This window comes from Amycolatopsis sp. NPDC098790, assembly GCF_044759945.1.
Classification (GTDB): Bacteria; Actinomycetota; Actinomycetes; order Mycobacteriales; family Pseudonocardiaceae; genus Amycolatopsis.
Window position 1 is genome coordinate 382,936 of sequence record NZ_JBIWAI010000009.1, and the last position, 26,215, is coordinate 409,150.

The 26,215-nt window shown below is 73.2% G+C and carries 25 protein-coding genes; 7 read left to right on the forward strand and 18 right to left on the reverse strand.

The window, feature by feature from the left end:
* Positions 1–57: 57 nt before the first annotated feature.
* Both ACIQWX_RS47595 and ACIQWX_RS47600 read right to left on the reverse strand, forming a co-directional pair.
* The gene (locus ACIQWX_RS47595) at positions 58–1,230 is read right to left on the reverse strand and encodes a GAF domain-containing protein (RefSeq protein ID WP_400886161.1); all 1,173 of its coding nucleotides are present in this window, start codon (positions 1,228–1,230) and stop codon (positions 58–60) included.
* 160 nt (positions 1,231–1,390) lie between these two features.
* On the reverse strand, positions 1,391–2,158 hold the full coding sequence (locus ACIQWX_RS47600) for a sigma-70 family RNA polymerase sigma factor (RefSeq protein WP_400886163.1): 768 nt from the start codon (positions 2,156–2,158) through the stop codon (positions 1,391–1,393).
* Positions 2,159–2,318: 160 nt separating this feature from the next.
* Here ACIQWX_RS47600 and ACIQWX_RS47605 point away from each other — a divergent pair, with 160 nt between their 5' ends.
* Positions 2,319–3,308: a TerC family protein gene (locus tag ACIQWX_RS47605; RefSeq protein WP_400886165.1), complete on the forward strand. Its 990-nt coding sequence runs from the start codon at positions 2,319–2,321 to the stop codon at positions 3,306–3,308.
* Here ACIQWX_RS47605 and ACIQWX_RS47610 read toward each other — a convergent pair.
* Positions 3,288–3,704, reverse strand: a complete 417-nt coding sequence (locus ACIQWX_RS47610) for a VOC family protein (RefSeq protein WP_400886167.1) — start codon at positions 3,702–3,704, stop codon at positions 3,288–3,290. The two genes, ACIQWX_RS47605 and ACIQWX_RS47610, sit on opposite strands and share 21 nt — an antisense overlap.
* Before the next feature lie 22 nt (positions 3,705–3,726).
* Here ACIQWX_RS47610 and ACIQWX_RS47615 point away from each other — a divergent pair, with 22 nt between their 5' ends.
* On the forward strand, positions 3,727–4,374 hold the full coding sequence (locus ACIQWX_RS47615) for a GntR family transcriptional regulator (protein ID WP_400886169.1): 648 nt from the start codon (positions 3,727–3,729) through the stop codon (positions 4,372–4,374).
* Here the strand turns inward: ACIQWX_RS47615 and ACIQWX_RS47620 are convergent, their stop codons facing one another.
* Positions 4,375–5,097, reverse strand: a complete 723-nt coding sequence (locus ACIQWX_RS47620; RefSeq protein ID WP_400886171.1) for a TetR/AcrR family transcriptional regulator — start codon at positions 5,095–5,097, stop codon at positions 4,375–4,377.
* An 89-nt stretch (positions 5,098–5,186) separates the two neighbouring features.
* Between ACIQWX_RS47620 and ACIQWX_RS47625 the strand changes: the two genes are divergently transcribed.
* Positions 5,187–6,704, forward strand: coding sequence for an FAD-dependent monooxygenase (locus ACIQWX_RS47625; RefSeq protein ID WP_400886173.1), 1,518 nt, complete (start codon positions 5,187–5,189; stop codon positions 6,702–6,704).
* Between the two features lie 110 nt (positions 6,705–6,814).
* On the opposite strand, the gene ACIQWX_RS47630 is transcribed toward ACIQWX_RS47625, so the two are convergent.
* The 4 genes from ACIQWX_RS47630 to ACIQWX_RS47645 form a co-directional block, all read right to left on the reverse strand.
* Positions 6,815–8,749, reverse strand: coding sequence for a DNA/RNA non-specific endonuclease (locus ACIQWX_RS47630; protein WP_400886175.1), 1,935 nt, complete (start codon positions 8,747–8,749; stop codon positions 6,815–6,817).
* Positions 8,750–8,923: 174 nt separating this feature from the next.
* Entirely contained in the window at positions 8,924–10,540 is a 1,617-nt protein-coding gene (locus ACIQWX_RS47635) for a CocE/NonD family hydrolase (protein WP_400886178.1), read from the reverse strand.
* Positions 10,537–11,139 (reverse strand): TetR/AcrR family transcriptional regulator, encoded by a 603-nt coding sequence (locus ACIQWX_RS47640; RefSeq protein ID WP_400886180.1) that lies wholly within the window; start codon positions 11,137–11,139, stop codon positions 10,537–10,539. Before ACIQWX_RS47640 ends, ACIQWX_RS47635 begins: the two co-directional genes overlap by 4 nt.
* Positions 11,140–11,234: 95 nt before the next feature.
* The gene (locus tag ACIQWX_RS47645) at positions 11,235–12,134 is read right to left on the reverse strand and encodes an SDR family oxidoreductase (RefSeq protein WP_400886181.1); all 900 of its coding nucleotides are present in this window, start codon (positions 12,132–12,134) and stop codon (positions 11,235–11,237) included.
* Positions 12,135–12,212: 78 nt separating this feature from the next.
* On the opposite strand from ACIQWX_RS47645, the gene ACIQWX_RS47650 reads away from it, so the two are divergent.
* Complete coding sequence (locus ACIQWX_RS47650) at positions 12,213–13,196, forward strand: zinc-binding dehydrogenase (RefSeq protein ID WP_400886183.1); 984 nt, start codon at positions 12,213–12,215, stop codon at positions 13,194–13,196.
* On the opposite strand, the gene ACIQWX_RS47655 is transcribed toward ACIQWX_RS47650, so the two are convergent.
* Both ACIQWX_RS47655 and ACIQWX_RS47660 read right to left on the reverse strand, forming a co-directional pair.
* A complete protein-coding gene (locus ACIQWX_RS47655; RefSeq protein ID WP_400886186.1) occupies positions 13,193–14,737 on the reverse strand; it encodes an adenylate/guanylate cyclase domain-containing protein in 1,545 nt (514 codons plus the stop codon). The genes ACIQWX_RS47650 and ACIQWX_RS47655 overlap by 4 nt on opposite strands.
* Positions 14,738–14,823: 86 nt before the next feature.
* Positions 14,824–15,564 (reverse strand): sulfite exporter TauE/SafE family protein, encoded by a 741-nt coding sequence (locus ACIQWX_RS47660; RefSeq protein ID WP_400886188.1) that lies wholly within the window; start codon positions 15,562–15,564, stop codon positions 14,824–14,826.
* An 86-nt stretch (positions 15,565–15,650) separates the two neighbouring features.
* Between ACIQWX_RS47660 and ACIQWX_RS47665 the strand changes: the two genes are divergently transcribed.
* The 3 genes from ACIQWX_RS47665 to ACIQWX_RS47675 all read left to right on the forward strand — a co-directional run bounded on the left by ACIQWX_RS47665 (position 15,651) and on the right by ACIQWX_RS47675 (position 18,870).
* Positions 15,651–16,415 carry an AraC family transcriptional regulator gene (locus tag ACIQWX_RS47665; protein ID WP_400886191.1) on the forward strand — a complete coding sequence of 255 codons (765 nt, stop codon included), beginning with the start codon at positions 15,651–15,653 and terminating at the stop codon, positions 16,413–16,415.
* An 81-nt stretch (positions 16,416–16,496) separates the two neighbouring features.
* Positions 16,497–17,405 carry a diiron oxygenase gene (locus tag ACIQWX_RS47670; RefSeq protein WP_400886193.1) on the forward strand — a complete coding sequence of 303 codons (909 nt, stop codon included), beginning with the start codon at positions 16,497–16,499 and terminating at the stop codon, positions 17,403–17,405.
* Position 17,406: 1 nt separating this feature from the next.
* Positions 17,407–18,870 (forward strand): FAD-dependent oxidoreductase, encoded by a 1,464-nt coding sequence (locus ACIQWX_RS47675; protein WP_400886195.1) that lies wholly within the window; start codon positions 17,407–17,409, stop codon positions 18,868–18,870.
* Here ACIQWX_RS47675 and ACIQWX_RS47680 read toward each other — a convergent pair.
* The 8 genes from ACIQWX_RS47680 to ACIQWX_RS47715 form a co-directional block, all read right to left on the reverse strand.
* Positions 18,853–19,392 (reverse strand): pyridoxamine 5'-phosphate oxidase family protein, encoded by a 540-nt coding sequence (locus ACIQWX_RS47680; protein ID WP_400886198.1) that lies wholly within the window; start codon positions 19,390–19,392, stop codon positions 18,853–18,855. The two genes, ACIQWX_RS47675 and ACIQWX_RS47680, sit on opposite strands and share 18 nt — an antisense overlap.
* Positions 19,393–19,394: 2 nt before the next feature.
* Entirely contained in the window at positions 19,395–20,555 is a 1,161-nt protein-coding gene (locus tag ACIQWX_RS47685) for a M20 family metallopeptidase (protein ID WP_400886200.1), read from the reverse strand.
* A complete protein-coding gene (locus ACIQWX_RS47690) occupies positions 20,552–21,538 on the reverse strand; it encodes a ketopantoate reductase family protein (protein WP_400886202.1) in 987 nt (328 codons plus the stop codon). The genes ACIQWX_RS47685 and ACIQWX_RS47690 overlap by 4 nt, the downstream gene beginning before the upstream one ends.
* The gene (locus ACIQWX_RS47695; RefSeq protein ID WP_400886203.1) at positions 21,531–22,310 is read right to left on the reverse strand and encodes an SDR family NAD(P)-dependent oxidoreductase; all 780 of its coding nucleotides are present in this window, start codon (positions 22,308–22,310) and stop codon (positions 21,531–21,533) included. The genes ACIQWX_RS47690 and ACIQWX_RS47695 overlap by 8 nt, the downstream gene beginning before the upstream one ends.
* A complete protein-coding gene (locus tag ACIQWX_RS47700) occupies positions 22,310–23,593 on the reverse strand; it encodes an MFS transporter (protein ID WP_400886205.1) in 1,284 nt (427 codons plus the stop codon). Before ACIQWX_RS47700 ends, ACIQWX_RS47695 begins: the two co-directional genes overlap by 1 nt.
* The gene (locus tag ACIQWX_RS47705; RefSeq protein ID WP_400886208.1) at positions 23,590–24,477 is read right to left on the reverse strand and encodes a polysaccharide deacetylase; all 888 of its coding nucleotides are present in this window, start codon (positions 24,475–24,477) and stop codon (positions 23,590–23,592) included. The genes ACIQWX_RS47700 and ACIQWX_RS47705 overlap by 4 nt, the downstream gene beginning before the upstream one ends.
* Positions 24,474–25,481, reverse strand: coding sequence for an Lrp/AsnC family transcriptional regulator (locus ACIQWX_RS47710; protein ID WP_400886210.1), 1,008 nt, complete (start codon positions 25,479–25,481; stop codon positions 24,474–24,476). Before ACIQWX_RS47710 ends, ACIQWX_RS47705 begins: the two co-directional genes overlap by 4 nt.
* Positions 25,482–25,636: 155 nt before the next feature.
* The coding region (locus ACIQWX_RS47715; protein ID WP_400886212.1) for a transposase family protein at positions 25,637–26,215 on the reverse strand (579 nt) is incomplete at its 5' end.

Genomic DNA, 26,215 nt, shown 5'->3' on the forward strand with positions numbered 1-26,215 from the left:
TCGGCGGCGCGTTCCGGGCAGCCAACCCCGGCGGGCCGGGTCGGGGGAAGGGTTGCCCTAAGGTTGCATCAGCACGACGTCGACGCCGGGGGCGAACCGGTACGGCCGCGCGAGCAGCAGGCCGCCGATCAGCTTGCGCAGCCGCGACAGCTCGGCGCGCACGGTCACCAGGTGCGTCCGGTCGCCGTAGAGCGTCTCCGACAGCTGCGCCGCCGACACCCCGGCCGGGCCCGCGGTCGCGATCAGCCGCAGCAGGTCCGCCTGCCGCCTGCCGAGCGGGTGCGTCCATCGCGCGGAGCCTTCGACGACCGCGCGCGGCGGTTCGAGGTCGAGGGTCAGCCTCAAGGTTTTGCGCCGGTTCGGCCGCAGGAGCCAGCCCCCGGGCACCGGCTCGGGCTCGCACGCGCCGAGGCCGCGGACCGCGACCGGCACGCCGTGGCGGGGCGCGGCCACCCGGTCGATCCCGTGGACGCCGCTCTGCGCCGCGACCCAGCCGTGGGCGTCGACGACCAGCCCGGTCGTGCGCAGCAGGGGACCGGACAGCCGGCGCAGCGCTTCGAGCCGGGCCTCGTGCCGCTGGTGCAGGACGGCCTCGGCGAGCCGCACCGACGTCCCGACCAGGGCGACGGTCATCGGGTGGACGGTCTCGGCCGGGCCGCTGACGTCGACGATCCCGAGCAGCTCGCCGGTCCGCGGGTCGTGCACCGGCGAGGCGGTGCAGGTCCAGGTGTGGTGCGAGCGCACGAAGTGCTCGGCGGCGAACATCTGCACCGGCGCGGCTTCGGCCAGCGCGGTGCCGATCGCGTTGCTGCCGATCGCGGGCTCCGACCAGGTGGCGCCCTCGGTGAAGCCGAGCGAGTCGGCGCGGTGACGCACCCCGCGGGCACCTTCACGCCAGAGGACGACGCCGTCGGCGTCGGTGACGACCATCAGGTGGTGCGCGTCTTCGGCGACCGACGTCAGCGCGCCGCGCAGTTCGGGCAGCACCTCGTTCAGCCGGCAGACCGTCCGCCGCCGTTCGACTTCGGCGGCCCCCACGGGATCGGGCGCGGGCGGCCGGTCGGGATCGACCCCCTGCGCGGCGACGCGGCGCCAGGACCGTTCGACGAGCCGGCGCGGCGCCTTCGCGGGCGCGCGCCCGGCGAGGACGGCGTCGTGGATGCCGGCGAGCAGCCGGGCGTGCCCGGCGACGTCGGTGCCGGGCCGGACCGCGCAGACTTCGTCGTCCACCGCCACCTCCTGGGCCGGGCTTCACGGTAACCCGGGGGAGCGGGGGCGGGGCAACCTTCGCGCAACGGTGGTCGGGCTCGGCCCTCTCCCGCCCGTGAACTCCGCGAGCCCGCTGTCTTGAATGAGTCATTCAGGTCTTCGGAGGTCCTGAATGACTCATTCAAGACACTCCTGGCGCGGGCGAATCAGCCGGGAGGCGGGCCGCCGAGCCCGGCAGCTCGCGGTTCGCCTCGTCCAGCCCGCTCGCCACCGACCGGCACGCGCCGCAGCCCGCGATGTGGTTCGCGACTACGCTCGCCCGGCGCGGGGACAGCGCGCCCCGGACCCACGCCCCCATCCGGCGGCGGGGCTCGCGGCACACCGGTTCCTCCGCGTCGGGCACCTGGACCTGCAGGTACGCCTGGCGCAGCCCCTCGCGCGCCCGCATCGCCAGCGCCGAGACGCTGTTCGGCGACAGGCCCAGCAGCGGGGCCGCCTCCGTCGGTGTGTCGCCCTCGGCCTCGGTCCGCCACAGCACCGTCCGCCACCGGCCGGGCAGCGTGCAGTACGCCGACCACACCAGCTTCGCGTTGGTCCGGTGCAGCGCCGGCTCGTCGGCGCCGCTCGCACTCGTCTCCGGGACGGTCTCGCACAGCTCGACCCGGCTGCCCTGCCTGCCCCAGCGGCACACGAGGTTCCGCAGCGTCACCACGAGGTAGGGCCGCAGGTCGCCGTCCGGCCCGCCGCCCGCGCGCACGACGGCCAGCACCCTGGCGAACGTCTCGGCCACCAGGTCGTCGCGCTCCGCGGGCTGCTTCGCCCACGCCGCGGCGGTCCGGCGCAGCGGCTCGGCGTGCCGGCGGAACAGGACGCCGGCGGCGTCGAGGTCACCCGCGCGGAAGGCGGCGAGCAGCACGGCGTCCGGCGGCTCGTCGACGGCACTCCCCATCGGCACTCTCCGTCATCACGCGGCACTCAAAGTAAGAGGTACGGGAGTGTACGGCACAGGCGCCCGTGTGCCGACCGCTGGAGCTGTCCACAGTGGACTCCTGATGCGCGGTCGCGGGGCCGCCCTTACGATCGCGGCACACACGGGAGCGGGGGAGCGCATGGGCGTCGGCACCTGGCTGGTCACCATCGGCGTCGTCGTGGCGCTGCTCGCGGTCGACCTCGTGCTCGCCGCGCTCCGGCCGCACCGGGTCGGGTTCGGTGAGGCCGTCGCGTGGTCGGTGGGCTACATCCTGGTCGCGGTGGCGTTCGGCGTCTGGCTGACGCTGGCCCACGGCGGCGAATTCGGCACCGAGTACTTCGCCGGCTACATCGTCGAAAAGAGCCTGTCGGTCGACAACCTGTTCGTCTTCGTGATCATCATGACGACGTTCGCCGTCCCCGAAGAGCACCAGCACAAGGTGCTCACCTTCGGGATCGTCCTCGCGCTGGTCATGCGGGCGATCTTCATCGTGCTCGGCGCGACGCTCCTTTCGCTGTTCTCGGTGATGTTCCTGCTGTTCGGGCTGCTGCTGATCTACACCGGCGTCCAGCTGTTCCGGCACCGCGACGCCGACCCCGACATCGAGCACAACGTCGTGGTCCGGACGGCCCGCCGGGTCCTGCCGGTCTCCGACGCCTACGACGGCGGCCGGCTGCTCACCCGCGAAGGCGGCCGCCGGGTGGTGACGCCGCTGGTCGTGGTGCTCGTCGCGATCGGCGGCGTCGACCTGCTGTTCGCCCTCGACTCGATCCCGGCGGTCTTCGGCGTCACCGAGGAGCCCTACATCGTCTTCGCCGCGAACGCCTTCGCGCTGCTCGGCCTGCGTGCGCTGTACTTCCTGGTGAAAGGCCTGCTCGATCGGCTCGTGTACCTCTCGGCCGGGCTGGCGGTGATCCTCGCGTTCATCGGGGTGAAGCTGATCCTGCACTGGGCGCACGTCGACATCGACGAGCGCGTGCCGGAGATCGCGACGCCGGTGAGCCTCGCGGTGATCATCGGGGTGCTGGCCGTCGTGACGGTCGCCAGCCTGGTCAAGACCCGGCGCGACCCCGGGGCGAAGGCGCACCCGGGATCCCTGCGGGGGTCGTCAGACCGCGAAGACCTGTGAGTCGTCCGCGAAGGCCTTGAACTCCAGGGCGTTCCCGGCGGGGTCGAGCAGGAACATCGTCCACTGCTCGCCGGGCTGCCCCTCGAAGCGGACGTAGGGCTCGATCACGAACTCCGTCCCGGCCGCGCGCAGCCGCTCGGCGAGCGCCTGGAACTCGGGGATCGTGAGGATCAGGCCGAAGTGGGGGACCGGCACGTCGTGGCCGTCGACCGGGTTGTGGATCCGCTCGGGCCCCTTCGGTGCCAGGTGCGTCACGAACTGGTGGCCGTGCAGGTTCCAGTCGACCCAGGTGTCGGCGCTGCGGCCCTGGTCGAGGCCGAGGACTTCGCCGTAGAAGCGGCGGGCGGCGGTCAGGTCGTCGACGGGCATGGCGAGGTGGAAGCGCGGGATCGTCATGTCTGAATGTTAACATCAGGACATGAATGCTCAAGTGGCTCCCGCGCGGCGGCGCGGGCTGGCCGACGAGGTGGCCGACCGCATCCGGGACGCGATCTTCGACGGCACCTACCCGCCGGGCGGCTCGCTGCGCGAAGTGGAGCTGGCGGACGCACTCGGCGTCAGCCGCGGCCCGGTGCGGGAGGCGCTGCTCAAGCTCGAGCGCGAGGGGCTGGTCCGGAGCGAGTGGCACCGCGGGACGACGGTGACGGCACTGTCCGATGTGGACGTCGCCGAGCTGGACACCCTGCGGGCGGCGCTGGAGCAGCTCGCCGTCACGCTGGTGGTCGACCGCGGTCCCGACCTGACGGCGGTCGACGCCGTGGTCGCGCGCATGGACCGGGCGGCCGACGAGCACGAGATGGTCCGCTGCGACCTGGACTTCCACGACGCGGTGTACGCCGCCGCCGGCCACCGCCGCCTGCGCGAGGCGTGGGAAGCGATCCGCTCGCAGGTCCACCTGTTCCTGCTGACGCGGATCGGCGTCGAGTCGCAGGGTTACCTCGCGGGCATCCCCGCCGAGCACCGGCAGCTCGCCGAGGCACTGCGGGCCGGCGACCGTGACGCGGCTTTGGACCTGTTCGCCGTCCACCGCCGCCACGCGTTCGACGTGCTCACCGGACGGTCCTGACTAAGCCGGCAGGTGCGCGGCGATCCCGGCCAGCACCCGGTCCAGCCCGGCTGCGAAACCCCGCTCCTGGCGGTCGGCGGCGTGCGGCAGCTCGGCCTCGATCATCACCCGCGTGAACCGCGGGTAGGCGTCGCTGCCCATGATCATCGGGCCGTACTCGCCTTCCCGTTCCATCCACTGGTCGTGGCTGAGGCCCGACCGCCGCGCGGCCTCGCGGTCGGCCAGCTCGGCCAGGACGTGACCCAGGACGAACGCCGAGAGCGTGCCGAGCGCGGCGAGCATGTCGTCGGTGCCGAGGTCCATGCCGTCGAACGCCGAGAGCGTGCGCTCGCGCCAGCGGAGGCTGTGCGGGCCGTGGATCGCCCGGCCCGCGAGCACGTTCGCGAACCAGGGGTGGCGCAGGCAGACCTCCCGCAGCGACCGGGCGATGGTGCGCAGCCCCTCGTGCCACCCGGCGGGCAGCTCGGTTTCCCGCAGCTCGCCCAGCACCTCGTCGCCCATCAGCTCCAGTACTTCGTCCTTTTTGGACACGTATCGGTAGAGCGACGTCGTCCCGGCGCCGAGCTCGGCGGCGACGCGCCGCATCGACACGGCGTCGAGGCCTTCGGCGTCGGCGATCCGGATGGCGGCCAGGGCGACGTCGCGCCGGGTGTGCGCGGGCTTCGGGCCGCGCGTGCCCTGCTCGGGACGCAGCCAGAGCGGCGGCTGGTCGTTCGCCGGCACCGCGGACCTCCTTCGTTATTGCGAACACTGTACCCAGTTCGCTAGCGTGACTCTTACTGAGCACACTGTTCCGGGTTTTGGGGGCGAGGATGGATTTCGACGTGGTCGTGGCCGGTGGCGGCCCGGTGGGCCTGCTGCTGGCGGGCGAACTCAGGCTGGGCGGCGCCCGGGTGCTGGTGCTGGAACGGGAGGCGGAAACGCCGCGGGCGCGCTTCGGGTCGATGGGGGCGCGGGCGCTGAACACCCCCTCGGTGCACGCGCTGCACCTGCGCGGCCTGCTGCCCGCCGTCGAACGGGCGGCCGCGATGTGGGTCGATCCGAAGACGCTGCCCGCTCCCGGAGACGCGCCGGGGGACTTCTTCGTCGGGCACTTCGCGGGGATCGGCATCCGGGCCGGCCGGCTGCGCCCGCCCGGGCCGGGCGAGGAGTTCCTCGGCGCGGGGGTGATCAGCCAGGCCGCCCTGGAGGAGATCCTCCGCTCGTGGGCGGCCGTGGAGGTGCGGCGCGGCGTCGCGCTGACCGGGTTCGACACCGGCGACGACGGCGTGACCGTCCACACCGGACAGGGTGCCGTGCGGGCCGGCTGGCTGGTCGGCGCGGACGGCGGCCGCAGCACCGTGCGCCGGCTGGCCGGGTTCGAGTTCCCCGGCGAGGACCCCGTCTTCACCGGCCGGCAGGCGGTGGTGGACCTCGACGCGCCGGAGAAGCTCGTCGCGGGCGACTGGCAGCACGGCGAAAACGGCTCGTACGTCCTCGGTGGCTGGGGCGGCGGCGACGAGCCGCCGCGCGTGCACACCGTCGAGTACGAGGTGACCGCCGATCGCGACGAGCCGGTGACGGCGGCGGAAATGCAGGCGAGCCTGCGACGGGTCAGCGGCACCGACGTGGCGGTCACGCGCGTGCACGTCGGCACCCGGTACGCGGACACGACCCGGCAGGCGACGACGTACCGGAGCGGCCGCGTCCTGCTCTGCGGCGACGCCGCGCACGTCCATTCGCCCGCGGGCGGGCAGGGCCTCAACGTCGGGCTCGGCGACGCGGTCAACCTGGGGTGGAAGCTCGCCCCGGTCGCGCGCGGGCTCGCCCCGGAGTCCCTGGTGGACACCTACACGCCTGAACGGCACCCGATCGGTGCGTGGGTCCAGCGCTGGAGCATGGCGCAGACGGCGCTGAGCACACCGCGCGGACCGCGCGCGGAGGCGTTGCGCGAGGTGGTGGCCGACCTCCTGGACACCGCGGACGGCGCGACCCACGTGGTTTCCCGCATCGGCGGTGGCTGGCAGCACTACGACCTCCCGGGCGGCCACCCGCTGACCGGCCACCGGGTGCCCGACCTGGCCCTGGCCGACGGGACGACGCTGGCGACCCGGTTCCGCGAGGGCGGCGCGGTGCTCTTGGACACGGGGACGGGAGCGGCCCCGGTGGCGGCGGAGTGGGGGAGCAGGCTGCGGGTGGTGACGGCGCGGCCGCTGGCGTTCCCGGACGAGCGGCTGGCCGCGCTGGTGCGTCCGGACGGTTACCTGGCGTGGGCTTCGGTGGGTGACCTGGTCGTGGCGGAGCTGCGTTCGGCGTTGGCGAGGTGGCTGGGCCCGGCCGGCGGTTCTTGACGGCGGCGCCCGGCCACACCCCGCATGCCGTTCGAAACCGGCCGCGACCTACGACGAGCCGCTGCCCGACGCCCGGGACCTCGCGGCTGCCGCGGCCGGTCACGCCGTGGTCAGAGCAGCAGGTCGCCCGGGCCGCCGACCTCCCGCACCGACCCGGTCGATTCCAGGCGCTCCAACGGGTCCGCGTCGGGCAGCGCGCCGAACGACAGCCCGGTCAGCGACTCGATGCGCCGGACCGGGACCTGGTACGTGCGGTAGGCGGCGTAGCTGAACTCGCCCGCGACCTCCAGCCCGCGGATCAGCTCCTCCTGGCTCAGCAGGTACGCCGTCGCCGACAGCGTGCCGTCGGCCTTCACCATCGCGACCACCTTCCAGAACTGGCGCGGCAGCTGGACCCCGCGGTAGCGGTCGTCGTCCTCGGCGAGCACCGGGCCGGTCACCACGCTGACCTTCAGCGCGTGGTTCTCCGCGTTGTTCAGGACGTAGTCCTCGAGCCCGGCCCACGTCGTCTTGTTCTGGTTGAAGTCCTTGTGCTGCGGCGAGCAGTTGGTGAAGTGGAACGTGTCGTCGTTGGCCAGCTGCGCGATCGCGGCCGTCGCGCCCCACGCCGGGTCGAGACGGCGGACCAGGTGCCCGCGGTCGAGCGGGTTGGCCCGGTAGACCTCCTCGCCGACCTGCTCGCCCTCCTCGACCCGGGGGTCCAGCGACCAGTGGTCGGCGTCGCGGCGCAGGGCCTGGCTGGTACGGCCATCGATGTTGACGGCGGTGAAGAAGGCCAGGCGCCGCACCTTGTTCAGCACGACGCTGAAGTGGTGGTAGGGCAGCACGTACCGCGGCTCGCTCGTCGCCTGGCGGTTCTCCGCGGCCAGCGGAACCAGGGCGTCGGGCAGGGCGGGCAGCGGCACCGTGTGCCCGGGCAGGAAGCCCGGGTCGTAACCTTCGCGGTTCGAGTAGTCGGGGTCGATTCCCCCGGCCTCGGCCGTCGTCGCCGGTTCGGCGCGCAGCCGGATGTCGACCGGCGTCGTCAGGGTGAGCACCTGCGGACCGCCGTCGGCGACCGGCCGGGCGCGCTCGGGCCGGGTGCCGAGCCGGTCGACCAACGCCTGCCGGTCGGCCGAAAACCGCTGTCCGCGCAGGAAGGCCAGCAGCCGGCTGACCCGGATCCCCTCGTTGAGGAAGCCGCCGTACTCCGCGTGCCCCGCGGCCGGGACGCTGGCGTGGTGCAAGGCCACGACCTCCCACTGGTCGTTGAACACCGGCGAGCCCGACGAACCGGGTTCGGTGTCGGTTTCGTAGTGCAGGAACGTGTCCAGGACGTCGACGATCCGGTTTTCCCGCAGGGCGACCTGTTTCTTGCCACCGCGTGGGTGCTGGATGATGGTGACGAAGTCGCCGACGATCGCCTTGCCCTCACTGCCGATCAGCCGGTTGAACCCGAACGGGCGCAGGTCGGCCGCGGCCGCCCCGACCGCGACGAGCGCGAAGTCGAGGTCTTCGTCGGCGACGAAGAAGCGGTCCGGGTCGAGCCCGAACGCGCGCACCGGCCGGGGGAGGCCGTCGACGCCGTCCTGGTAGTCGAACTCGACGACGCTGGACCCGGCCGTCGCGGCGTCGGGCAGCACGTGGTGGTTGGTGAGCAGGAGTTCCGGTGACACCAGCGATCCGGTGCCGTAGCCGGTGAGCCGGCCGCGGTCGTCGCGGATGTTCACCCGGCCGACGGCCGCCGAAGCCGTGACGCCGCCTTCGAGGTAGCCCACGCCGAGGAGGTCGTCGGTGAGCACGATCCGTTCGAGGATCGCGCCGGCGGCGGTCATCGCCGCCGGGTCGCCCGCCGCGATCGCGGCCGGGTTGACCGGCCGCACGTCGGGGTAGTACCGGCCGAGCCGGTCGATCCGGGTGGCGACGCGGCTGGGCTCGTCGGCTTCGGCGATGCCACCGGGCTTGCGCAGCAAGGCGATCTTCGCCCGCCGCTGCCCGGCCCGTTCCTCGGCGCGCGTGGCGGCGGCGCGTTCCTGTTCGGACTGCTCGTCCGTCTTGACGTCCACAGTGCCTCCCCGGCGAATCGGAGCACCGCGTTAGTCGTGCGGCCGCGGAATGCGTTACAGAATTCCGCGTCGCCTCCGGAAAATTCTTTTTCACGCCATTTCGCGTTGGTTTCGCCGCGTGCCGGGAATTCGGGAAAATAACCGTCGGTCAAGAGGGCGGAACCCGCCGCGCGTTCACGTCCGGACCGGGAGCACGATCGCCGACGGGCGGGCCGGGTCGTGGTGGACCTCCTGGTCCGCGGCGCGCAGGGTGGTCGCGGTGGCGTGCGGCTCGCCGGTGCCGGGATTGCGGGCGTAGCGCGGGAACGCGCCGCTGGACACCTGCACCCGGATGCGGTGCCCGCGCCGGAAGCGGTGCGCCGTCGGCCACATCCGCACGCCGGCCGCGGCCGGCTCGTCCGCGTTCGTCAGGCTCGTCAGTCCGTCGCAGACGTTGACCGACCGGCCGCCGGGGTCGACGTCGCAGAGCCGGACGAAGACGTCGGCGAAGGAAAGGCTGCTGCGGAACCAGATCTCCGCGTGCACGTCCCCGATGACCTCGACGTCCTCCTCGAGCACGGCCGTGGTGTAGGTGAGGACGTCGGCGCGGGCTTCCAGGGCCGCGTTGTCGACGCGGCCGGCGTCCGGGGCCATGCGCACGCCGCCGGCCGCGGGCGTCGGGTCCGCCGGGTCGTAGCGGTAGCGGTCGGGCTCGGACTCCGCGGGCTCGTCCACCGACAACGATCCGCCATTGTGAAGGTGGAACCGTTGCGGCGCATAGCCTTCCGGTGGCCAGGAGGCGAAGTCGCGCCAGGCTTCCTCGCCCATGACGAACAGCCGGACCGGCGCGCGCTCGGGTGGCTCCTCGCCGCGGGCGTGCGCGAGCGCGAAGGTGAGCGTCTCCCGGAGCGTGGTGCCCGTGCCGGCGAGCAGGTCGGGCCGGCCGGCGTGGGTCCACGGCCCGACGGTCAGCCGGGGCCGCCGTCCCGCGTCCTGCAGCGTCCGGAAGTCTCGCAGCTGGCCGGGCAGGAAGATGTCGTACCAGCCGCCGATCGCGCTCACCGGCACGGTGACGTCCGCGACGCGCGCCCGGTGGTCGACCGCCGCCCACCGCGGGTGGTTTTCGGCGTGGGCCAAGACGTCCTGGATGTAGTCGGAGCGGTGGCCGATGGCGACGACGTCCGCCTGCGCGAGCGGCAGCGTGGCCAGCGCCCGCTCGAGCTTCTTCGCCTGGCCGCGCTGACGCAGCAGCGCGAACCGGCGCTCCTGGACGGCGACCTGGACGCCCCAGCCGAACGGCGTCTCCAGCGAAAGGCCGTCCTCCCGCAGGAACTCCAGCGTCAGCCCGGATTCGGTGACGTGCGGGACCATCGCCTTCACCTGCGGCGGCAGCCGGTCGGCGACGGCCCACTGGACGTAGCCGAGGTAGCTCGCGCCGACGAGCACCACCGCGTCGCCGGACCACGGCTGCCGGACCACCCAGTCCAGCGTCGCGAGGCCGTCTTCGCGTTCCTGCCGCAACGGGTCGAAGACGCCGCCGGAGCCGAAGCCGCCGCGCGTGCTCTGGACCAGCACCTGGAAGCCGCGTTCGGCCAGCGGCCGGGCGAGCAACGCGCCGAACGGGCCTTTCCGGCCGTAGGGACTGCGGATCAGCGCGGTCGGCAGGCCGTCCCCGCCCGTGCGGGGCGCCCACCGGTCGGCGAGCAGCTCGGCGCCGTCGGGCATCGGGACGCGCAGGTCGCGCTGGACGACCAGGCGCCGGGTCGCCGGGGCGGGCAGCTCCAGCAGGCGTTCGAGGACACGGCTGATCACCGGTCGGCCTCCTTCGTGATCGTCGCGGTGACGACCGACCGGATCCGCAGCAGCCGGTCGGTGAACCCGCTCGCGTCGAGCGGGTCCGGCCCGCCGACGACCCAGGCGTTGACGACCGCGCCCGCCCCGCCGGTCAGGAACGTGGCCAGGTCCTCGACCTCCCGATCGCCGAGCCGGTCGCCGAGGGCCTGGCCGAGGTGCCGGCGGTTGAGCGGGAGGAACAGGCCGGTGAGCGCCTCGGTGAACGCGAACGCGGACGTCCCGGTCAGCAGCGCGCGGTAGAAGCGCCGGTGGGCGGCGAAGTGCCGGGTCAGGGCCAGCAGCGACGCGCGTTCGTCGCCGGGCGGGTCGTCCAAGCCGTCCAGGAGCTCTCGACGGACGAGGTCGAGGGCGGCCTCCAGCAGGAGCGCGTCGCGGTCGCCGAACTGCTGGTAGAGCACCTGACGGCTGACGTCCGCCGCCTCGGCGAGCTCGGACACGGAGACGGCGGTGGAGTCCCGTTCGGAGACGAGCTCGACGGCGGCGCGCATCAACGCGGCCCGCGACCGGCGCACCCGCCGGTCCTTGACGGGGGCTTCGGTCGTCCAGTCGGCTCGCACGGGTTCGATAATGGACAGGTGTCAAGAAATTAGCAAGTGTTCGGGAACGGCTTGCCAGGCCGACCCGCGCTTCGCACGCGGCCCGGCCCGGCACGTCAAGCCGGCTGCTGCCAGCCGGACGCCCACAAGTGCGTCGGCGGCGCCTCGCCGCGGAACACCGCCGCGTGCCGCTGGGCGAATTCGGCGAAGGTCGTGGGCCGGACGCCGAACCGCTCGTGCGTGCTCAAGTCCACCCGGGACTCCTCGGCACCCGTGCGCCGTTCGGCGAACAGCTCGTCCACCGCGTCGGCGAAGAACGCGGGGATCCCGGCGGCGAGCAGCTCCGCCCGCTTGCCCGCCGGGTCCGCGTCGACGTAGCGGACCGGCCGGCCGGCGACCGCGGCGATCCGCTCGGCGACCTCGGCCATCGTCAGCGCTTCGGGCCCGGTCAGCTCGTACCGCCCGCCGTCCTCGCCTTCGCCGCGCAGCAGGGCGACGGCGACGCGCGCGATGTCGCCGACGTCCACCGGCGCGAGTTTCGCGTCCCCCATCGGCAGGCTCAGCACGCCGTCGCGCCGGATCGACGGCACCTCGCGGAAGTACACCGGCATGAACTGGCTCGGCCGCAGCACCGACCAGGCGAGCCCGGAGCCCGCCAGGTACCGCTCGATCTCCGCGTGCATCCGCGCGAACCGGAAGCCCGAGCCGCTCCGGCACCCGCGCCCGGACATCTTCACGACGCGCCCCACCCCGGCGCGCTTCGCGGCGTCGATGAACGCCTGCTGCGTCTCGACGAGCCGTTCGTCGGCGGAGGAGATCAGCAGCGCCCGGTCGACGCCGTCGAACGCGTTCGCGGGCGGGTCGAGCAGGTCGCCGGGCACGACGTCGACGCCGTCCGGGAAGCCGGTGGCCTTCGCCGGGTCACGGACCAGCGCGCGGACCGGCAGCCCGTCGGCCAGGCACGCGCGCAGCACCGCGGAACCGGTCAGCCCGGTCGTCCCTGTCAGCAAGATCATGGGTTGTCCTTTCACTCGCGTAGACCGACAACCGGGCCGCCCGAAAGCGATCGCGGCGGCGGGTGCGAGCATGCGGCCATGTCTTCGACCATGCGGGCCTTCGTGCTCACCGGCCCGCGCGAAGGGGCCGTCCAGGAAGTGCCCGTCCCGGAAGCGGTCCCGGGTGAGGTCGTCGTCGACGTCGAACGAGCCGGGGTCTGCGGCACCGACGTCGAGTTCTTCACCGGTGAGATGGCCTACCTGCACCAGGGCCACGCCGCCTACCCGATGCGGCTCGGGCACGAGTGGTGCGGCACGGTCTCCGCTGTCGGCGACGGGGTCGACCCGACCTGGCTCGGACGGCGGGTCGTGGGGGACACCATGCTCGGCGACCGGACGTGCCGCCGCTGCCGGAAGGGCCACCAGCACACCTGCGAGCGCCGGCAGGAGGTCGGCATCCGCGGCGGGCGGGCCGGTGCGCTGGCCGAGAAGCTCGCCGTTCCCGCGTGGTCGCTGCACGTCCTGCCCGACGAGGTCGACGCCGTGCTGGGTGCCCTGGTCGAGCCCGGGGGCAACGCGCTGCGGGCCGCGCGGGCGGCAGGCGCCGGCCCCGGTGACCGGGCGCTGGTGCTGGGGCCCGGGACCATCGGCCTGCTCACCGCGATGTTCCTGCGCGCCGCCGGCGCCGAGGTGCACCTGCTGGGCCTGACCGGCGGCGACGACGTCTGGACCCGCGAGACGCTCCCGGACCTGCCCTTCGACGCGGTCGTCGACGCCACGGACGCGCCCACCTCGCCCGCGCTGGCGCTGGACCTGGTGGAGCCGGCCGGCCGGGTCGTCTACATCGGACTGTCCGGGCGGCCCAGCACGCTCGACAGCCGCGCGCTGGTGCTCAAGGACGTCACGGCGGTCGGTGTCCTGTCCGGGTCAGCGGGGCTGGCCGAAGCGATCGCGGCCTACGCCGCCGGGACCGTCGACCCGCGCCCGCTGGTCGGGGCGACCGTCGGGCTGGACCGGGTCGGCGCGGTGCTGGCCGGCGAGCGGTTCGCCGCGCCGAAGGTCCACGTCGACCCCCGCCTCTAGACGGGCGACGCCAACGTGGTCGGGCGGGTGCGCCCGCGCAGGGTGACGTCCTCGGTCGCCGTCCACCGCGCTGCTTCCTCCGCGGCCGCCGCCTCGACCGCCGTCCACGACGCGAGGAGGCGGCCCGGCGCGTTCTTCGCCAGCTCGGTCAGCCGGGCGGCCTCGTTGACCGGGTCGCCGATCACCGTGTACTCGAAGCGGCGCGGGTCGCCGACGTTGCCCGCGACCGCGTCCCCGGTCGCCACGCCGATGCCGGCCGGGCCGTCCGGCACCTCCTCGGCGAGCCGCCGGGCGATCGCGCGGCCCGCGGCCAGCGCGCAGGTCGCGTGGTCGCCGAGTTCCGCAGGTGCCCCGAAGACGGCCAAAGCCGCGTCGCCGACGAACTTGTTGATCAGCCCGTGGTGCCGGTCGACCTCGTCGACCACCACCGCGAAGAACCGGTTGAGCAGCCCGACGACCTCCTCGGGCGGGCGGCTCGCCGCCAGCGCCGTCGACCCGACCAGGTCGACGAACAGCACCGACACCGTGCGCACCGAGCCGCCCAGCTCGGCCGACGACCGCATGGCTTCGACGGCGACCTCGTGCCCGACGTGGCGGCCGAAGAGGTCGCGCATCCGTTCGCGCTCGGCCAGCCCGGCTGCCATGTCGTTGAACCCGGCCTGCAGCAGGCCCAGCTCGGTGCCGTCGTAGACCGGGATGGCGACGTCGAACTCGCCCGCCCGGACGCGGCCCAGCGCGTCCCGGACCGACGTGATCGGGTTGACGACCGCGCGGGCGCTGAAGACGGTGACCAGCAGGCCGAAGCAGAGCACGACCAGCCCGAGCGCGATCACCGACACCGCGAGCTTCGTGGTCGAGACGTCGCCGCGCACCCAGGCCAGCACCGCCGTCACGACCAGGCCGGCGACGGGTACGCCGGTGCCCAGGCACCAGAACAGCAGCATCCGCAGGTTGACGCCGCCGCTGAGCGGCCGCGGCGGCGCGGTGCCGGCCAGCGCCCGCGCGGCGTAGGGCCGCAGTGCGAACTCGCCGAAGAGGTACGCGATCGCGCACACCACGACGCTCGCGAACGCGACGACGAGGAACACGGTCAGCGCGACCGCGGGCTGCAGGAGCACGGCCTGCGCCGCGAACACCACGGTCGCGACGCCCCACAGGACGGCCTGCATGAGCGTCAGGCGCAGGGGGACGCGCAGGCTGGCGACGCGTTCGGCCTCGCTCGGCGACCGGCCCTCGGCCGCCCAGTGCAGCGTCCGGAGCGCACCCCGCGTGCCCCAGAGCGTTCCGACGACCACGGCGGCGACGACGTACGCCGGAACGGCGAAGGCGGTGACCCGCACGAGGTCGCCGGTCATGCCGGGGGACGGGATGAGCAGCGCGGCGAGCCCGACGACGACCAGCGCGCCGATGACGTTGGTGGCGATCAGGGTGGCGGTCAGCAGGCGCTGGACGCGCCGGCGCAATACGGTGACGTCCTGGTCGAGCGGACCGAGCAGACCGGAGCCGAACGGCCCGGTGGGGGTGTCGCTGGGTGGGTGCACCGGTTCCCTGCCGTTCGACGCGATTGAGTGAACGACTGTACACCGAAGCTGGGGAGCCGGCGACCGGGTTCACACCGGCGAGTGGCTCACCACAGGACCGTGCCGAGCGCCGCGGCGAGCAGGGCGAGGTAGGCGACGGCGTGGGCGCGGTCCGGGATGGCGGGCGGCCACCGCCGCAGGACCGCGATCGACGGCAGGGATCCCGCGAGCAGCAGGGCCGCGGCCGCCGGGTCGACGGCCGGCGGGCCGGGGGCGGCCAGGTGGACGGCCGTCGCGACCGCCGCGACCGGCAGGCTCAGCGGGTTGGCCAGCGCGGTCGCGTCGCTCATCGGCAGGCCGCGGCGGCGCAGCAGCGGCACGGTCAGCACGCTGCCCCCGACCCCGAGGAACGCGGCCACCGCACCGATCCCGGCGCCGCCCGCGGACACCGTCGCCCGGCCGAGCGGCCGCGGTGCCCCTCCGGTGAGGAAGCCCCGCCGCAGCACACTGTCCACAATGGTCAGCGCGAGGTAGGTCGCGAACAGCGCGTGCAGCGCCCCGTCCGCGACCCCGGTGGCCGCGAGCGCGCCGAGGCCGGCCCCGGCCGCGATGAACGCGCCCAACGGCCAGGCGTACTCGCGGCGCAGCCGGCCCGCGCGCACCACGGTGACCGTCGCGATGAGCGAGTTGACCAGCATCACCGCCGTGGACGTGCCGACCGCGACGTGCATCGTGCCCGTCACGGCGTAGACCACCGGCACGGTCACGAACCCGCCGCCGAAGCCGAAGAGCGCGGTCGTGACGCCGGACAGGATCCCCAGTCCGAAGAGGACGAACGAAGTGAGCACGTGACCCGACGCTACCGCGCGCACCGGTGGCGGGCATCCGCCGATCGGCCATGTTCTTCCGAGTTCCGGCCACCTAGGCTCGCGGGGTGCGCAACGTCCCGATCGACACCGTCGACGACCTCGACCGCGACGTCGTGGCCATCGGCACCGACTACCCGCCCGGCCACGTCCTGGCCGGCCACCGCCACCGGCGGGCGCAGGTGCTCTACGGCGTCACCGGGTCGATGCGGGTCGACACCGCCGACGGCGTCTGGACCGTGCCGCCGCAGCGGGCCGTCCTGATCCCGGCCGGCGTGGGGCACGCGGTGCGGATGGACGGCGTGAGCACCCGCAGCCTCTACGTCGAACCGCGGGCGGTGCCGTGGTTCCCGGCCCGCTGCCGGGTCGTCGAAGTGACGCCGCTGCTGCGTGAACTGCTGCGCGAGGCCGTCGACGTCGAACCGCGGTACGCCGCGCGCGGGCGGGACGCGGCGGTGCTGCACCTGGCCCTGCACGAACTGCGCCGGGCCGCGCCGCTGCCGCTCGACCTCCCGCTGCCCGCCGACCCGGAGCTGCGGCGGCTGTGCCAGGACTTCCTGGTGGCGCCGCGGATCGACGTCCGGCCCGCCGCGTGGGCCGCGTGGCTGCACGTCGCCGAACGGACGCTGCACCGGCGGTTCCGCGCCGAGACCGGGCTCGCGCTCGCGCCGTGGCGGCGCCGGGCCTGCGTCCTGCACGCGTTGCCGCTGCTGGCCGCGGGTACCCCGGTGGCGGAGGTCGCGGCCGCGCTCGGCTACGCGGGGGCCGGGGCGTTCACGACGATGTTCCACGGCCTGCTCGGCGTCCCGCCCAGCGCGTTCCGCGGCGATTGAGCCGACGCGTGTGCACCCGAACCGATATGTGTTACGGTTGGTAACAGTGAACCCGGGTAACACCTGTCGAGGAGGTCGGCGATGACCAGCATCAGCGAATGCGAAGCGGGCCAGACGGACCGCGAGACCACCGCGCGCCGGCTGCTGGATTCGTCGGAGCAGCTGTCCTACGACCCCGTCAAGGAGGTCGACTGGGAGACGCCGCTGGACACGGACTACCACGGCGCCAGCCCCGAGTGGAGCACGCTCTACGGCACGTCCTACTGGGCGGACATGACCCCGGAGCAGCAGCGCGAGCTGACCCGCCAGGAAGCGGCGTCGGTGGCGAGCACCGGGATCTGGTTCGAGATGATCCTGCAGCAGATGGTCCTGCGCGACTTCTACGCCAAGGACCCGACCGACCCGGCCTTCCAGTGGGCGCTCACCGAGATCGCCGACGAGTGCCGGCACTCGATCATGTTCGCCCGCGGCGCCGCCAAGCTGCGCGCGCCCGCGTACCGGCCGCGCCGGTTCGTCGTCGAACTCGGCCGGGTCTTCAAGGCCACCGCCACCGGCGAGGCCGCCTACGCCGCGATCCTCGTCGCCGAGGAGGTCCTCGATGTGATGCAACGGGACTGGATGCGCGACGAGCGCGTCGTCCCGTTCGTGCGCACCATCAACAACATCCACGTCGTCGAAGAGTCGCGGCACATGAAGTTCGCCCGCGAGGAGACCCGCGAGCGGCTCGAAGGCGCCGGCTGGCTGCGCCGCCAGATCAACGGCTTCGTCGTCGCGGTCGCGTCCTACTTCATCGTGACGAGCATGGTGAACGCCAAGGTCTACGAGAACGCCGGGCTCGACGGCAAGCGCGCGCGGCGCGAGGCCAAGGCCAACGAGCACCACAAGTCGATGCTGCGCTCGAGCTGCTCCGGGCTGATGGAGTTCCTGCACTCCGCCGGGCTGCTCACCAAGCCGTCGCTGTGGTTCTACAAGCGCGCCAACCTGATCTGACATGGCGTTCGCGATCACCCAGACCTGCTGCGCCGACGCGTCCTGCGTGTCGGTCTGCCCGGTCAACTGCATCCACCCGACGCCGGACGAGCCCGACTTCGGGACGACCGACATGCTCTACGTCGACCCGGCGACCTGCATCGACTGCGGCGCGTGCGCCGACGCTTGCCCGGTCGACGCGATCTTCCCGGCCGGCGACCTCACCGGGCCGCTGAAGGTGTACGAGGAGCTGAACGCGGAGTTCTACGCGGGCCGGGACGTCCTCGCCGAGGCAACCGTCGCCCCGAACTTCCACCGGTGGTCGCCGCCGTCGTTCGCCCGGGTGCTCCCGAGCGACTTCGCGCCCCTGGACGTGGCGGTCGTCGGCACCGGGCCGGCGGGCATGTACGCCGTCGAAGACCTGTTGCTGCACACCAGCTCCCACGTCACCCTGATCGACCGGCTCGACACGGCGGGCGGCCTGATCCGCTACGGCGTCGCGCCCGACCACCCGTCGACGAAGAAGATCGGCGAGACGTTCGCGCGCTTCCACGACCACCCGCGCCTGACGCTGCGGCTGGGCGTGGAAGCCGGGCCGGAGCTGGCCGACCGGCACGACGCGGTGATCTACGCGGTCGGCGCGACCGGCGCCCGCCGCCTCGGCGTCCCCGGCGAGGACCTGCCGGGCAGCCTCCCGGCGGCGACGGTGGTCAACTGGTACAACGGCCACCCCGACGTCCGGCCGGACGCGGTCGACCTCTCGGCCGAGCGGGTGGTCGTGGTCGGCACCGGCAACGTCGCGCTCGACATCGCCCGCATCCTCACGGCCGACCCGGAGTCCCTGGCGGACACGCCCATCGCCCCGGCCGCGCTCGCCCGGCTCCGGTCGAGCAAGGTGCGCGAGGTCGTGCTGCTGGCCCGTCGCGGGCCCGCCGATGCCGCGTACACGCAGTCCGAACTGCTGGCGCTGGTGGCCCGGGGCGACCTCGTCGTGGACGAGCACGACCCGCGCGTCGCCGCGGCCATCGACGCCGGGGACGGCAAGGCCGCGTGGCTGCGGGGCGTCCCGCGCGAGGCGGTCGACTGGTCCTCCCCGCCCCCGGACGGGCGGCGGGTCGTGCTGCGGTTCCACTCCGCCCCGGTCGCGTTCACCGGCGACACCGAGGTCCGCGGCGTCCGCGTGACCGGCGACGTCGAGATCACCGCCGGCCGGGTCGTGCGGGCCGCCGGGTTCCGCGGTGCCCCGGTGGCCGGGCTGCCGTTCGACGAGGCGACCGGGACCGTGCCGAACGTCGCGGGCCGAGTCTCGCCCGGGACTTATGTGGCCGGGTGGATCAAGCGCGGCCCGTCGGGCGGGATCGGGGCGAACAAGGCGTGCGCCCGCGAGACGGTCGGGGCGTTGCTCGAGGACGCCGTCGCCGGCCGGCTGCGGTCCGGCCGGACCCGGCGCGCCCGGCTCTTCGGACGGTCACCCGCGCGCGGGTGAATGGCTGGTGTGGGTGAACTCCACCGTGGACAGCATCGAGGCGTCCGTCATCGAGCTGCGGCGGCCGAAGACCAGGACCTTCGCCGGCTCGACGGCGAACACCGCCACGTCTTCGTGGCTGCCCTGCCGGAACCCGTCGTCGGTGGCTTCGTAGACCCAGCTGCCGTCCCACTTGGCCAGCCACGCCTCGGCGAGCCGCTCCAGCCGGGCCCGGTCCGTGACGCGCCGGGCGGCGCCTTCGACCACCACGTCGAGGGCGTCGTCCCAGGCGTCGCGGCCGGTGGTGAGCACGACGTTCGGGTTCGCGGCGAGGTTGCGGTACTTCTGCTCGGTCTCGCCGGTCGAGAAGTGCAGCGCGCCGTCGAGCCACACCGCGACCAGCGGGGTCACGTGCGGCCGCCCGTCGGCGCGGACCGTGGTGAGCCAGCTGACCTGCGCGTCTTCCAGCGCCCGCACGGTTTCGGCCCAGGGGGTGGCCTCGGTACCGGGGTCGCTGAACCGTTCGTCGAGCCGGGTTTCCATCTTCACTCCGTTCGCCTCGGCCGCCGGCCGGCCAGCCGGTGCAGAACGGCGGCCGCCAGCGCGGTGCGCTCCATCATCCCCTCGACGCTGATGTGCTCGTGACGCGCGTGGGCGCCGTCGCCGACCGCGCCGAAGCCGTCCAGGACCGGGTGGCCCAGCGCCGCCACGAAGTTGCCGTCGCTCGCGCCGCCGACCGAACACTCCCGCAGCGTGACACCGAGCTCCGCGGCCTCCTCCCTGGCCAGCTCGTACAGCCGCGCGATGGCGTCCGAACGTTCCATCACCGGCCGGTTCCAGCCGCCGGTCACCTCGACCGCCGCGCGCGGGTCGTGCGCCTTCAGCGCCGCGAGACCCGCGTCGATGCGGGCCGCTTCGGCCGCGCTGGACACGCGGACGTCGATCTCGCCCGACGCCGCGCCCGCGATCACATTCTGCCGGGTGCCGCCGGTGACCACGCCGACGTTCACCGTCGTCCCCGCGTCCACATCGGACAGCCCGTGCAGCGCGAGCACCGCCCGGGCCAGCTCGTCGACCGCGCTCGCGCCCTTGGCCGGGTCGAGCCCGGCGTGTGCTTCGACGCCCTTGGTGTGCACCCGGAACAGGCCGACCCCCTTGCGCGCGGTCTTCACCGCGCCGTCGGCGCTCGCCTCGAACACCAGCGTCGCCCGGGTGCCCGCGGCGGCCTCCTCGATCACCGGGCGGGACGCCGGGCTGCCGATCTCCTCGTCGCCGTTGAGGACCAGCCGGACGGCCGGCCGCGGTAGGCCCGCCGCGTCGAGCGCGCGCAGCGCCCAGACCGCGTGCACCAGACCGGACTTCATGTCGAAGATCCCGGGCCCGGTGGCGCGGTCGCCGTCCACGGTGAACGGCCAGTCTTTCAGGGTCCCGAGTGGCCACACCGTGTCGTAGTGGCACAGCAGGAGCACTGGTTCGCCGGTGCCGGGGAAGTCGTAGACCTTGATGTCGCCGTAGCGGCCGCCGTCGACGTCCCGGACGTTTTCGGGTTCGCCCAGCCGTTCGCGCAGCCAACCGTCCACCCAGGACAGTCCCGCGGTCAGGGCGGTCTTGTCGTCGCTCGGTGTTTCGATGGAGACGTAGGCGGCGACGTCGGCGAGGAGGTCGTCGCGGTGCGCGCGCACCCACTCGTGCAGTTCGCGGATCACAGCGCTCGCTCCAGTTCGACGAGGTGGTCTTCGGACATCGCCGCGGCGCCGGTCTCGACGTCGCGCAGCCGGGTCAGCATCGCCCGCAGCAGCGGGACCTCCGCGACGGCGAGCACCGGCGCGTAGTGGTGGTGCACTTCGATCGGCCGGTGGCGGACGGCGATGTCGCGCCAGATGCCGCTGCGGTCCTTCGGCTGGGTCCGCAGCCACGCGACCAGCCGGTCGGTCGCCGCCTCGCGACCGGACGAGCCGGGCCGGTAGGCGGCCGGGTCGAACTGGTCGAACGGCTCCAGGACGCGGTCGCCCGCCGCGGCGAGGACCTCGGCGGTGAGGGCGTGCATGAGCGGGCGGTGCCGGTCGATGAGGTCGGCCATCGGCGCGTCGGCCAAGGCCGTCGTGGTGAGCATCGCGCCGAAGCCGAGCTTCGCCCACAGGTAGCCTTCGACGTTCGCGGTCGCCTTCGCCGGACCCCAGGCCTGCAGATCGGCGACGACCTCTTCGACCCGGTCGCTGATCCGGCCGTCCGGCTCGCCGACGACGAGGGCGCCGAGGCCGCCGTCGCGCACGACGCCGGGCTCGACGACGTCGGCGAAGAGGTTCACGAACGCGCCGACCGTCCGTTCCGGACCGACGTGCGCGGCGATCAGCCCTTCGTTGAGCCCGTTCTGCAGGGAGACGACGAACCCGTCTTCGGCCAGCCGCGGGGTCAGCCACGGCAGCACGGTTTCGGTGGCCTGGGCCTTGACGGCGAGCAGCACCCGGCCGAACGTCGGCGGGGCGTCCGCCGGCAGGAAAGCCGGCAGTTCCACGGTTTCGTCGCCGTCGGGGCGGCGCAGGGTGAGGCCGCGGTCCGCGATCGCGGCCACGTGGACGGGGTCCGCATCCACAATGGACACCGGGTGGCCGGCGCGGGCGAGGTGGAACGCGAGCGTCCCGCCGATCGCGCCGCCGCCGACGACCGTGTACGAGCGCCGGTCAGGCATGCGCTTCCTTTCCTTGCTGGACAGCTGTTTCCCCGGCCCAGTGCAGGGGCAGGCCGGCCGCTCCCGCCGTCGAACCGCCGTCGACGCGCAGCACGGCGCCGGTGATCCAGGCCGCCTGCGGGCCGGCGAGCCAGAACACGGCGTCGGCGATCTCGCGCGGCTCGCCGCGTCGCCCGAGCGGGTTGACCGACACCGCGGCCGCGTACGCCTCGGTGACCGGGTTGGCGTCGCTGTCGACGGTGACGAACCCTGGGCTCACCGCGTTCACGCGGATGCCGTGCGGCCCCAGCTCGACCGCGCAGGCCTTGGTGACCATTTCCAGCGCGGCTTTCGACGTCGCGTAGTGCGCGGCGCCGGGCCGCGCCCGCGTGGCCGCGCCGGAAGAGATGTTGACCACGGTGCCGGTGGTTCCTGCTTCGACGTGGGCGCGTCCGAAAGCGACAGTCGTGAGCAACGCGGCCCGGACGTTGACGTCCTGCACGCGGTCCCACACCGCAGCCGTCATCTCCAGCAGGGGAGTGGCGGGGTAGATCCCGGCGGCGTTGACGAGGACGTCGACCGCGCCGGCCCGCTCGACGAGCCCTTCGGCGTAGGCCGCGTCGGCGAGGTCGCCCGGCAGCTCGACGACGTCGGTTGGCAGTCGAGCGGCCACTGTGGACAGTTCCGCCGCGCGGAGGTCGGATAGGATCAGGCGGTCGCCTGCTTCGGCGAACCGCTGCGCGATGGCGGCGCCGATGCCGCCGCCGGCCCCGGTGACGAGGACAGTCCGCACTACAGCTCCTTCCCCTTGGTCTCCGGCATCGTGAGGTAGACCGCGACGCCGATGAGCGCGGCGACGGCGACGTAGACCCACACCAGGTTCCCGAGGTGGTTGGCGTTGAGCCACGTCGTGACGTACGGCGCGGTGCCGCCGAAGATCGCGACGGCGAGCGCGTACGGCAGGCCGATGCCGGTGGTGCGGACTTCCGGCGGGAACTGCTCGGCCATGATCACCGCGCAGTTCGCCGAGTACCCGACGATCAGCACCAGGCCGATCAGCTCGATGACGAAGACGCTCCAGAAGCTGTTGCCCAGGAAGTGGAACGCGGGCCAGGCGAACACCACGAACCCGCCGGCGAACGCCGTCATCGTCGCCTTGCGCCCGATCCGGTCCGACAGCAGGCCGCCGAAGGGCAGCAGCGCGATGAACACGACCATGGCCAGGGTGTTGGCCAGCAGCGCGGTCTTGAGCGGGATACCGGTGGCGAGGTGCGCGTAAGCCGGCATGTACGAGACCCACACGTAGTAGATCAGCGTCCCGGCGATCGTCACCCCGGCGACGCGCAGCGCGGCTTTCGGGTGGTCGCGCAGCATCGCCACCAGCGGGTTGCGCCGCGGCTTCGCGCTGATCTTGCTGAACGCCTCGGTTTCGTGGACCGACACCCGCAGCCAGAGGCCGACCAGGCCGAGCAGCCCGGCCAGGCCGAACGCGAGCCGCCAGCCCCAGCCGCGCAGGTCGGCGTCGGACAGCGTCGAGTTGAGGATCGTGCCCATCAGCGCGGCCAGCAGCGAGCCGAGGCCGACCGACACCTGCTGCCACGAGCCGGCGAACGCGCGGCGGCCGGGCGCGGCCGACTCGATGAGGAACGCCGACGACGAACCGAACTCACCGCCCGCGGAGAACCCCTGCACGAGCCGGGCCAGCAGCAGCACGATCGGGGCGAGCACGCCGATCTGCGCGTAGGTGGGGGTCAGCGCGATGACGATCGACGCGCCGGCCATCAGCGAGATGGTGAGCGTCAGGCCCTTCTTGCGGCCCCGGCGGTCGGCGTACGCGCCGAGCACCGCGCCGCCGATGGGCCGCATGACGAACCCGACGGCGAACACGGCCAAAGTGGACAGCAACGCCGTGGTTTCGGTGCCGCCGGCGAAGAACTGGCCGGCGAACACCGGGGCGAACGTGGCGTAGACGGCCCAGTCGACCCATTCGACGGTGTTGCCGACGGCGCCGGCGACGATCGCCTTGCGCTGGTGCGCCGTCAGGCGGTGGCTGACGACGGTGTCCACTGTGGTCATGGCTGCTCCTGGCGGACGTGGCCGACGATCTGCGCGTGCGTGGCGAACCAGACGCCGTCGTGGCCGGCGATGTGGTCGAGGAGCTCCGCCAGGACCGCGAGGCGCGAGCGGTGGCCGATGATGTGCGGGTGCATGGTGAGCTGGAAGATGCCGCCGTCGGCGTAGGCGGCGTCGAACTCGTCGCGCCAGATGGAGAGCACGCCGCGCGGCGGGGTGTAGGGCCGCAGCGAGGCGAACCGGTCCATCATGAAGTACGGCGCGTCGTCGCGGATCCACTCGACCGGCAGCTCGACGATCCCCGTCGGCTCCCCGTTTTCGAGCAGTTCGTAGCAGTCGTCGTCGGCCATCAGCGAGGAGTCGTACGTCAGGCCCAGTTCGCGGGTGATCGCGAGCGTGTGGGCGGAGAAGTCCCAGGACGGCGTCCGGATCCCGACCGGCCTCGTCCCGGCGAGTCCTTCCAGGACGTCGGCGGCGCGGAAGGCGAGGTCGCGCTCCTCGGTCTCGGTGAGCGCGGTGTTGCGCTCGTGGATCCAGCCGTGCAGCGCCACTTCGTGCCCGGCGTCCACATAGGACTTGACCTCGCCCTCGTGGAGCAGCGCCGACACGGCGGGCACGAAGAAGGACGCGGGGGCGTTGTGTCGTTGCAGGAGCTTGAGGATGCGGGGGACACCGACGCGGGCGCCGTACTCGCCCTGCGCCATCTTGCCGGGCAGGACGTCACCGTCGCGCAGGGCGGGCGTCTCGTGGTCGGAGTCGAAGGACAACGCGACGGCGACCTTCGCGCCGCCGGGCCACGCGGCCGGGCGCAGCGGACGTCCGGCGCGCACGTGCTCGACGTGCCCGCGCCACGTCGCTTCGTCCCACTGCCAGGGCTGGTCGGTCATGCGTCCTCCAAGCTGGCGGCGGGCGTCGGGGCCCACGCGCGCTTGAGCGTCGAAACCTGCAGGGTCACGTCGGCCTCCCGGAGCCCGGGCAGCGCGCCGACGACGTCGGTGGTGTGGCGGTACAACTCGCCGTAGTGGCGAAGGACGATCTGGCCGACGAGGTTGAACCGCCCGGTGGTGGCGGAGAGGTACTTCGTGCCGGGGTGGGCGGCGAGCTGCTGCCCGGCGCGGTCGAGCTCGCCGGGGACGACCGAGAGCCAAAGCATGAACTCGAGGGCGTAGCCGAACATGGCGGGCTCGGCGAGCGTCCGGAAGCGCAGGCAGCCGCGTCGGACGAGCGAATCGACGCGACGGGCCACTGTGGACTCGCTCGTGCCGACCAGTTTGGACACTTCCTTGAAGGGCAGCCTGCCGTCCTCGCCGAGGGCGGCGCAGAGCGCGAGGTCGAGCTCGTCGAGCTGCTCGGGCGCGTGTTCCCAGTGCTGTTCTTCGAACGGCCGCACCTCGCCGCCGCGCAGGTCCATCGCGGCGTCGGGGGTGAGTTCGCCGGAGTCCCAGTCGTGGTTGGAGGTGAAGGTCCGCATGACGGCGAAGGTCTCGGCGTCCCGGATGGCCTGGGCGGCGGGGAAGCCGTTTTCCTGCAGGCCGGCGATGTCGGCGTAGGAGGGGAGGACGAACTCGGCGGAGCAGTCGGCACTCCCGGCAAGAACACTGGCGTACCGCACGTCGGGCCGGGCGGCGAGGGCCTCGGCCACGGTGGCGGCGGCACCGGGCCGGCACTTCAGCCGCGCGATGACGGGAACACCGAGGCCGCAGCGCAGGACGTCGACGACCCCGATGACCCGCAGCCGGCCGCTTTCGGTGAGCTTTTCGGCCCGCCGGAGGACGGTGGACTCACTGGCCCCGACGTGCCGGGCGACGGCACCCCAGGAGGCCCGGCCGTTGAGCTGCAGGGCCGCGACGATGCGCCGGTCCAGCTCGGAGGTCTTGGCTTCGTTCTGCACAGGAGGCATCCTGAGTGCAGGAAAACGTCAAGTCAAGGGGTGGCGATGCAGGAAAGCTGCAATCCGCCGGTCCTGAGGTGGCCAGAGCGCCCCAATGGGGTTGTTTCATCGTGGTTTGGCCTGGTCACGGTGGGTTGACTGGGCCTGGTAACAGCTCATGCCTGCGCGTGTCGGACGCTGTGCTCGTGCTGGGTCAGCACGAGCACAGCCCGCAGCAGTGTGGTGGCGTGGCGTGGGTGGAGGCGCAGCTTGTCCAGGATCCGCCAGGCTTTGAGGGCGGCGAAGCCGCCCTCCACCGCGCAGCGCATCGCCGAGAACGCCGCATTCGCCCACTGCTGTCCCTCGGTCAACGGCCGGTTCGCTTCGGCTTTGAAAGGGGTGAGCACGACCTGCTCGCATGCCCCCTCGCAGACACCGCAGTCGCGGCTGTCCCGGACGTCTTTATGCCAACCATGAAAACCCTTGTCCCCCGCGGGAGTCAGGCCGTGGGCGTGCAGCCGTTCCCGGATCCGCAGCCGGCGAGCGGCGGTGATGTCGGCGGTCCGGCCCGCCAACACCGCCGAGACCCACAACAACCGGCCTGCCTCGTCGGTCAGAGCGAGTACCACCAGGCCGTGGTGTTTGTGCTTGCCGCTGTAATGGGCGCGGTTGGCTTTCCCGGTGCGGCGGCGGGTCCGGATCAGGGTCCCGTCTACCAGCACCACCGCAGCGGCGCAGGCCACTAACCGGCGCAG

Excerpts from the sequence above, each read along its gene's own strand:
- ACIQWX_RS47645 (WP_400886181.1), bottom strand. The coding sequence starts at position 12,134 with ATGATCTTGCTGACAGGGACGACCGGGCTGACCGGTTCCGCGGTGCTG.
- ACIQWX_RS47615 (WP_400886169.1), top strand. The coding sequence starts at position 3,727 with ATGAATGCTCAAGTGGCTCCCGCGCGGCGGCGCGGGCTGGCCGACGAG.
- ACIQWX_RS47650 (WP_400886183.1), top strand. The coding sequence starts at position 12,213 with ATGTCTTCGACCATGCGGGCCTTCGTGCTCACCGGCCCGCGCGAAGGG.
- ACIQWX_RS47610 (WP_400886167.1), bottom strand. The coding sequence starts at position 3,704 with ATGACGATCCCGCGCTTCCACCTCGCCATGCCCGTCGACGACCTGACC.
- ACIQWX_RS47680 (WP_400886198.1), bottom strand. The coding sequence starts at position 19,392 with ATGGAAACCCGGCTCGACGAACGGTTCAGCGACCCCGGTACCGAGGCC.
- ACIQWX_RS47605 (WP_400886165.1), top strand. The coding sequence starts at position 2,319 with ATGGGCGTCGGCACCTGGCTGGTCACCATCGGCGTCGTCGTGGCGCTG.
- ACIQWX_RS47600 (WP_400886163.1), bottom strand. The coding sequence starts at position 2,158 with ATGGGGAGTGCCGTCGACGAGCCGCCGGACGCCGTGCTGCTCGCCGCC.
- ACIQWX_RS47670 (WP_400886193.1), top strand. The coding sequence starts at position 16,497 with ATGACCAGCATCAGCGAATGCGAAGCGGGCCAGACGGACCGCGAGACC.
- ACIQWX_RS47675 (WP_400886195.1), top strand. The coding sequence starts at position 17,407 with ATGGCGTTCGCGATCACCCAGACCTGCTGCGCCGACGCGTCCTGCGTG.
- ACIQWX_RS47700 (WP_400886205.1), bottom strand. The coding sequence starts at position 23,593 with ATGACCACAGTGGACACCGTCGTCAGCCACCGCCTGACGGCGCACCAG.
- ACIQWX_RS47705 (WP_400886208.1), bottom strand. The coding sequence starts at position 24,477 with ATGACCGACCAGCCCTGGCAGTGGGACGAAGCGACGTGGCGCGGGCAC.
- ACIQWX_RS47690 (WP_400886202.1), bottom strand. The coding sequence starts at position 21,538 with ATGCCTGACCGGCGCTCGTACACGGTCGTCGGCGGCGGCGCGATCGGC.
- ACIQWX_RS47625 (WP_400886173.1), top strand. The coding sequence starts at position 5,187 with ATGGATTTCGACGTGGTCGTGGCCGGTGGCGGCCCGGTGGGCCTGCTG.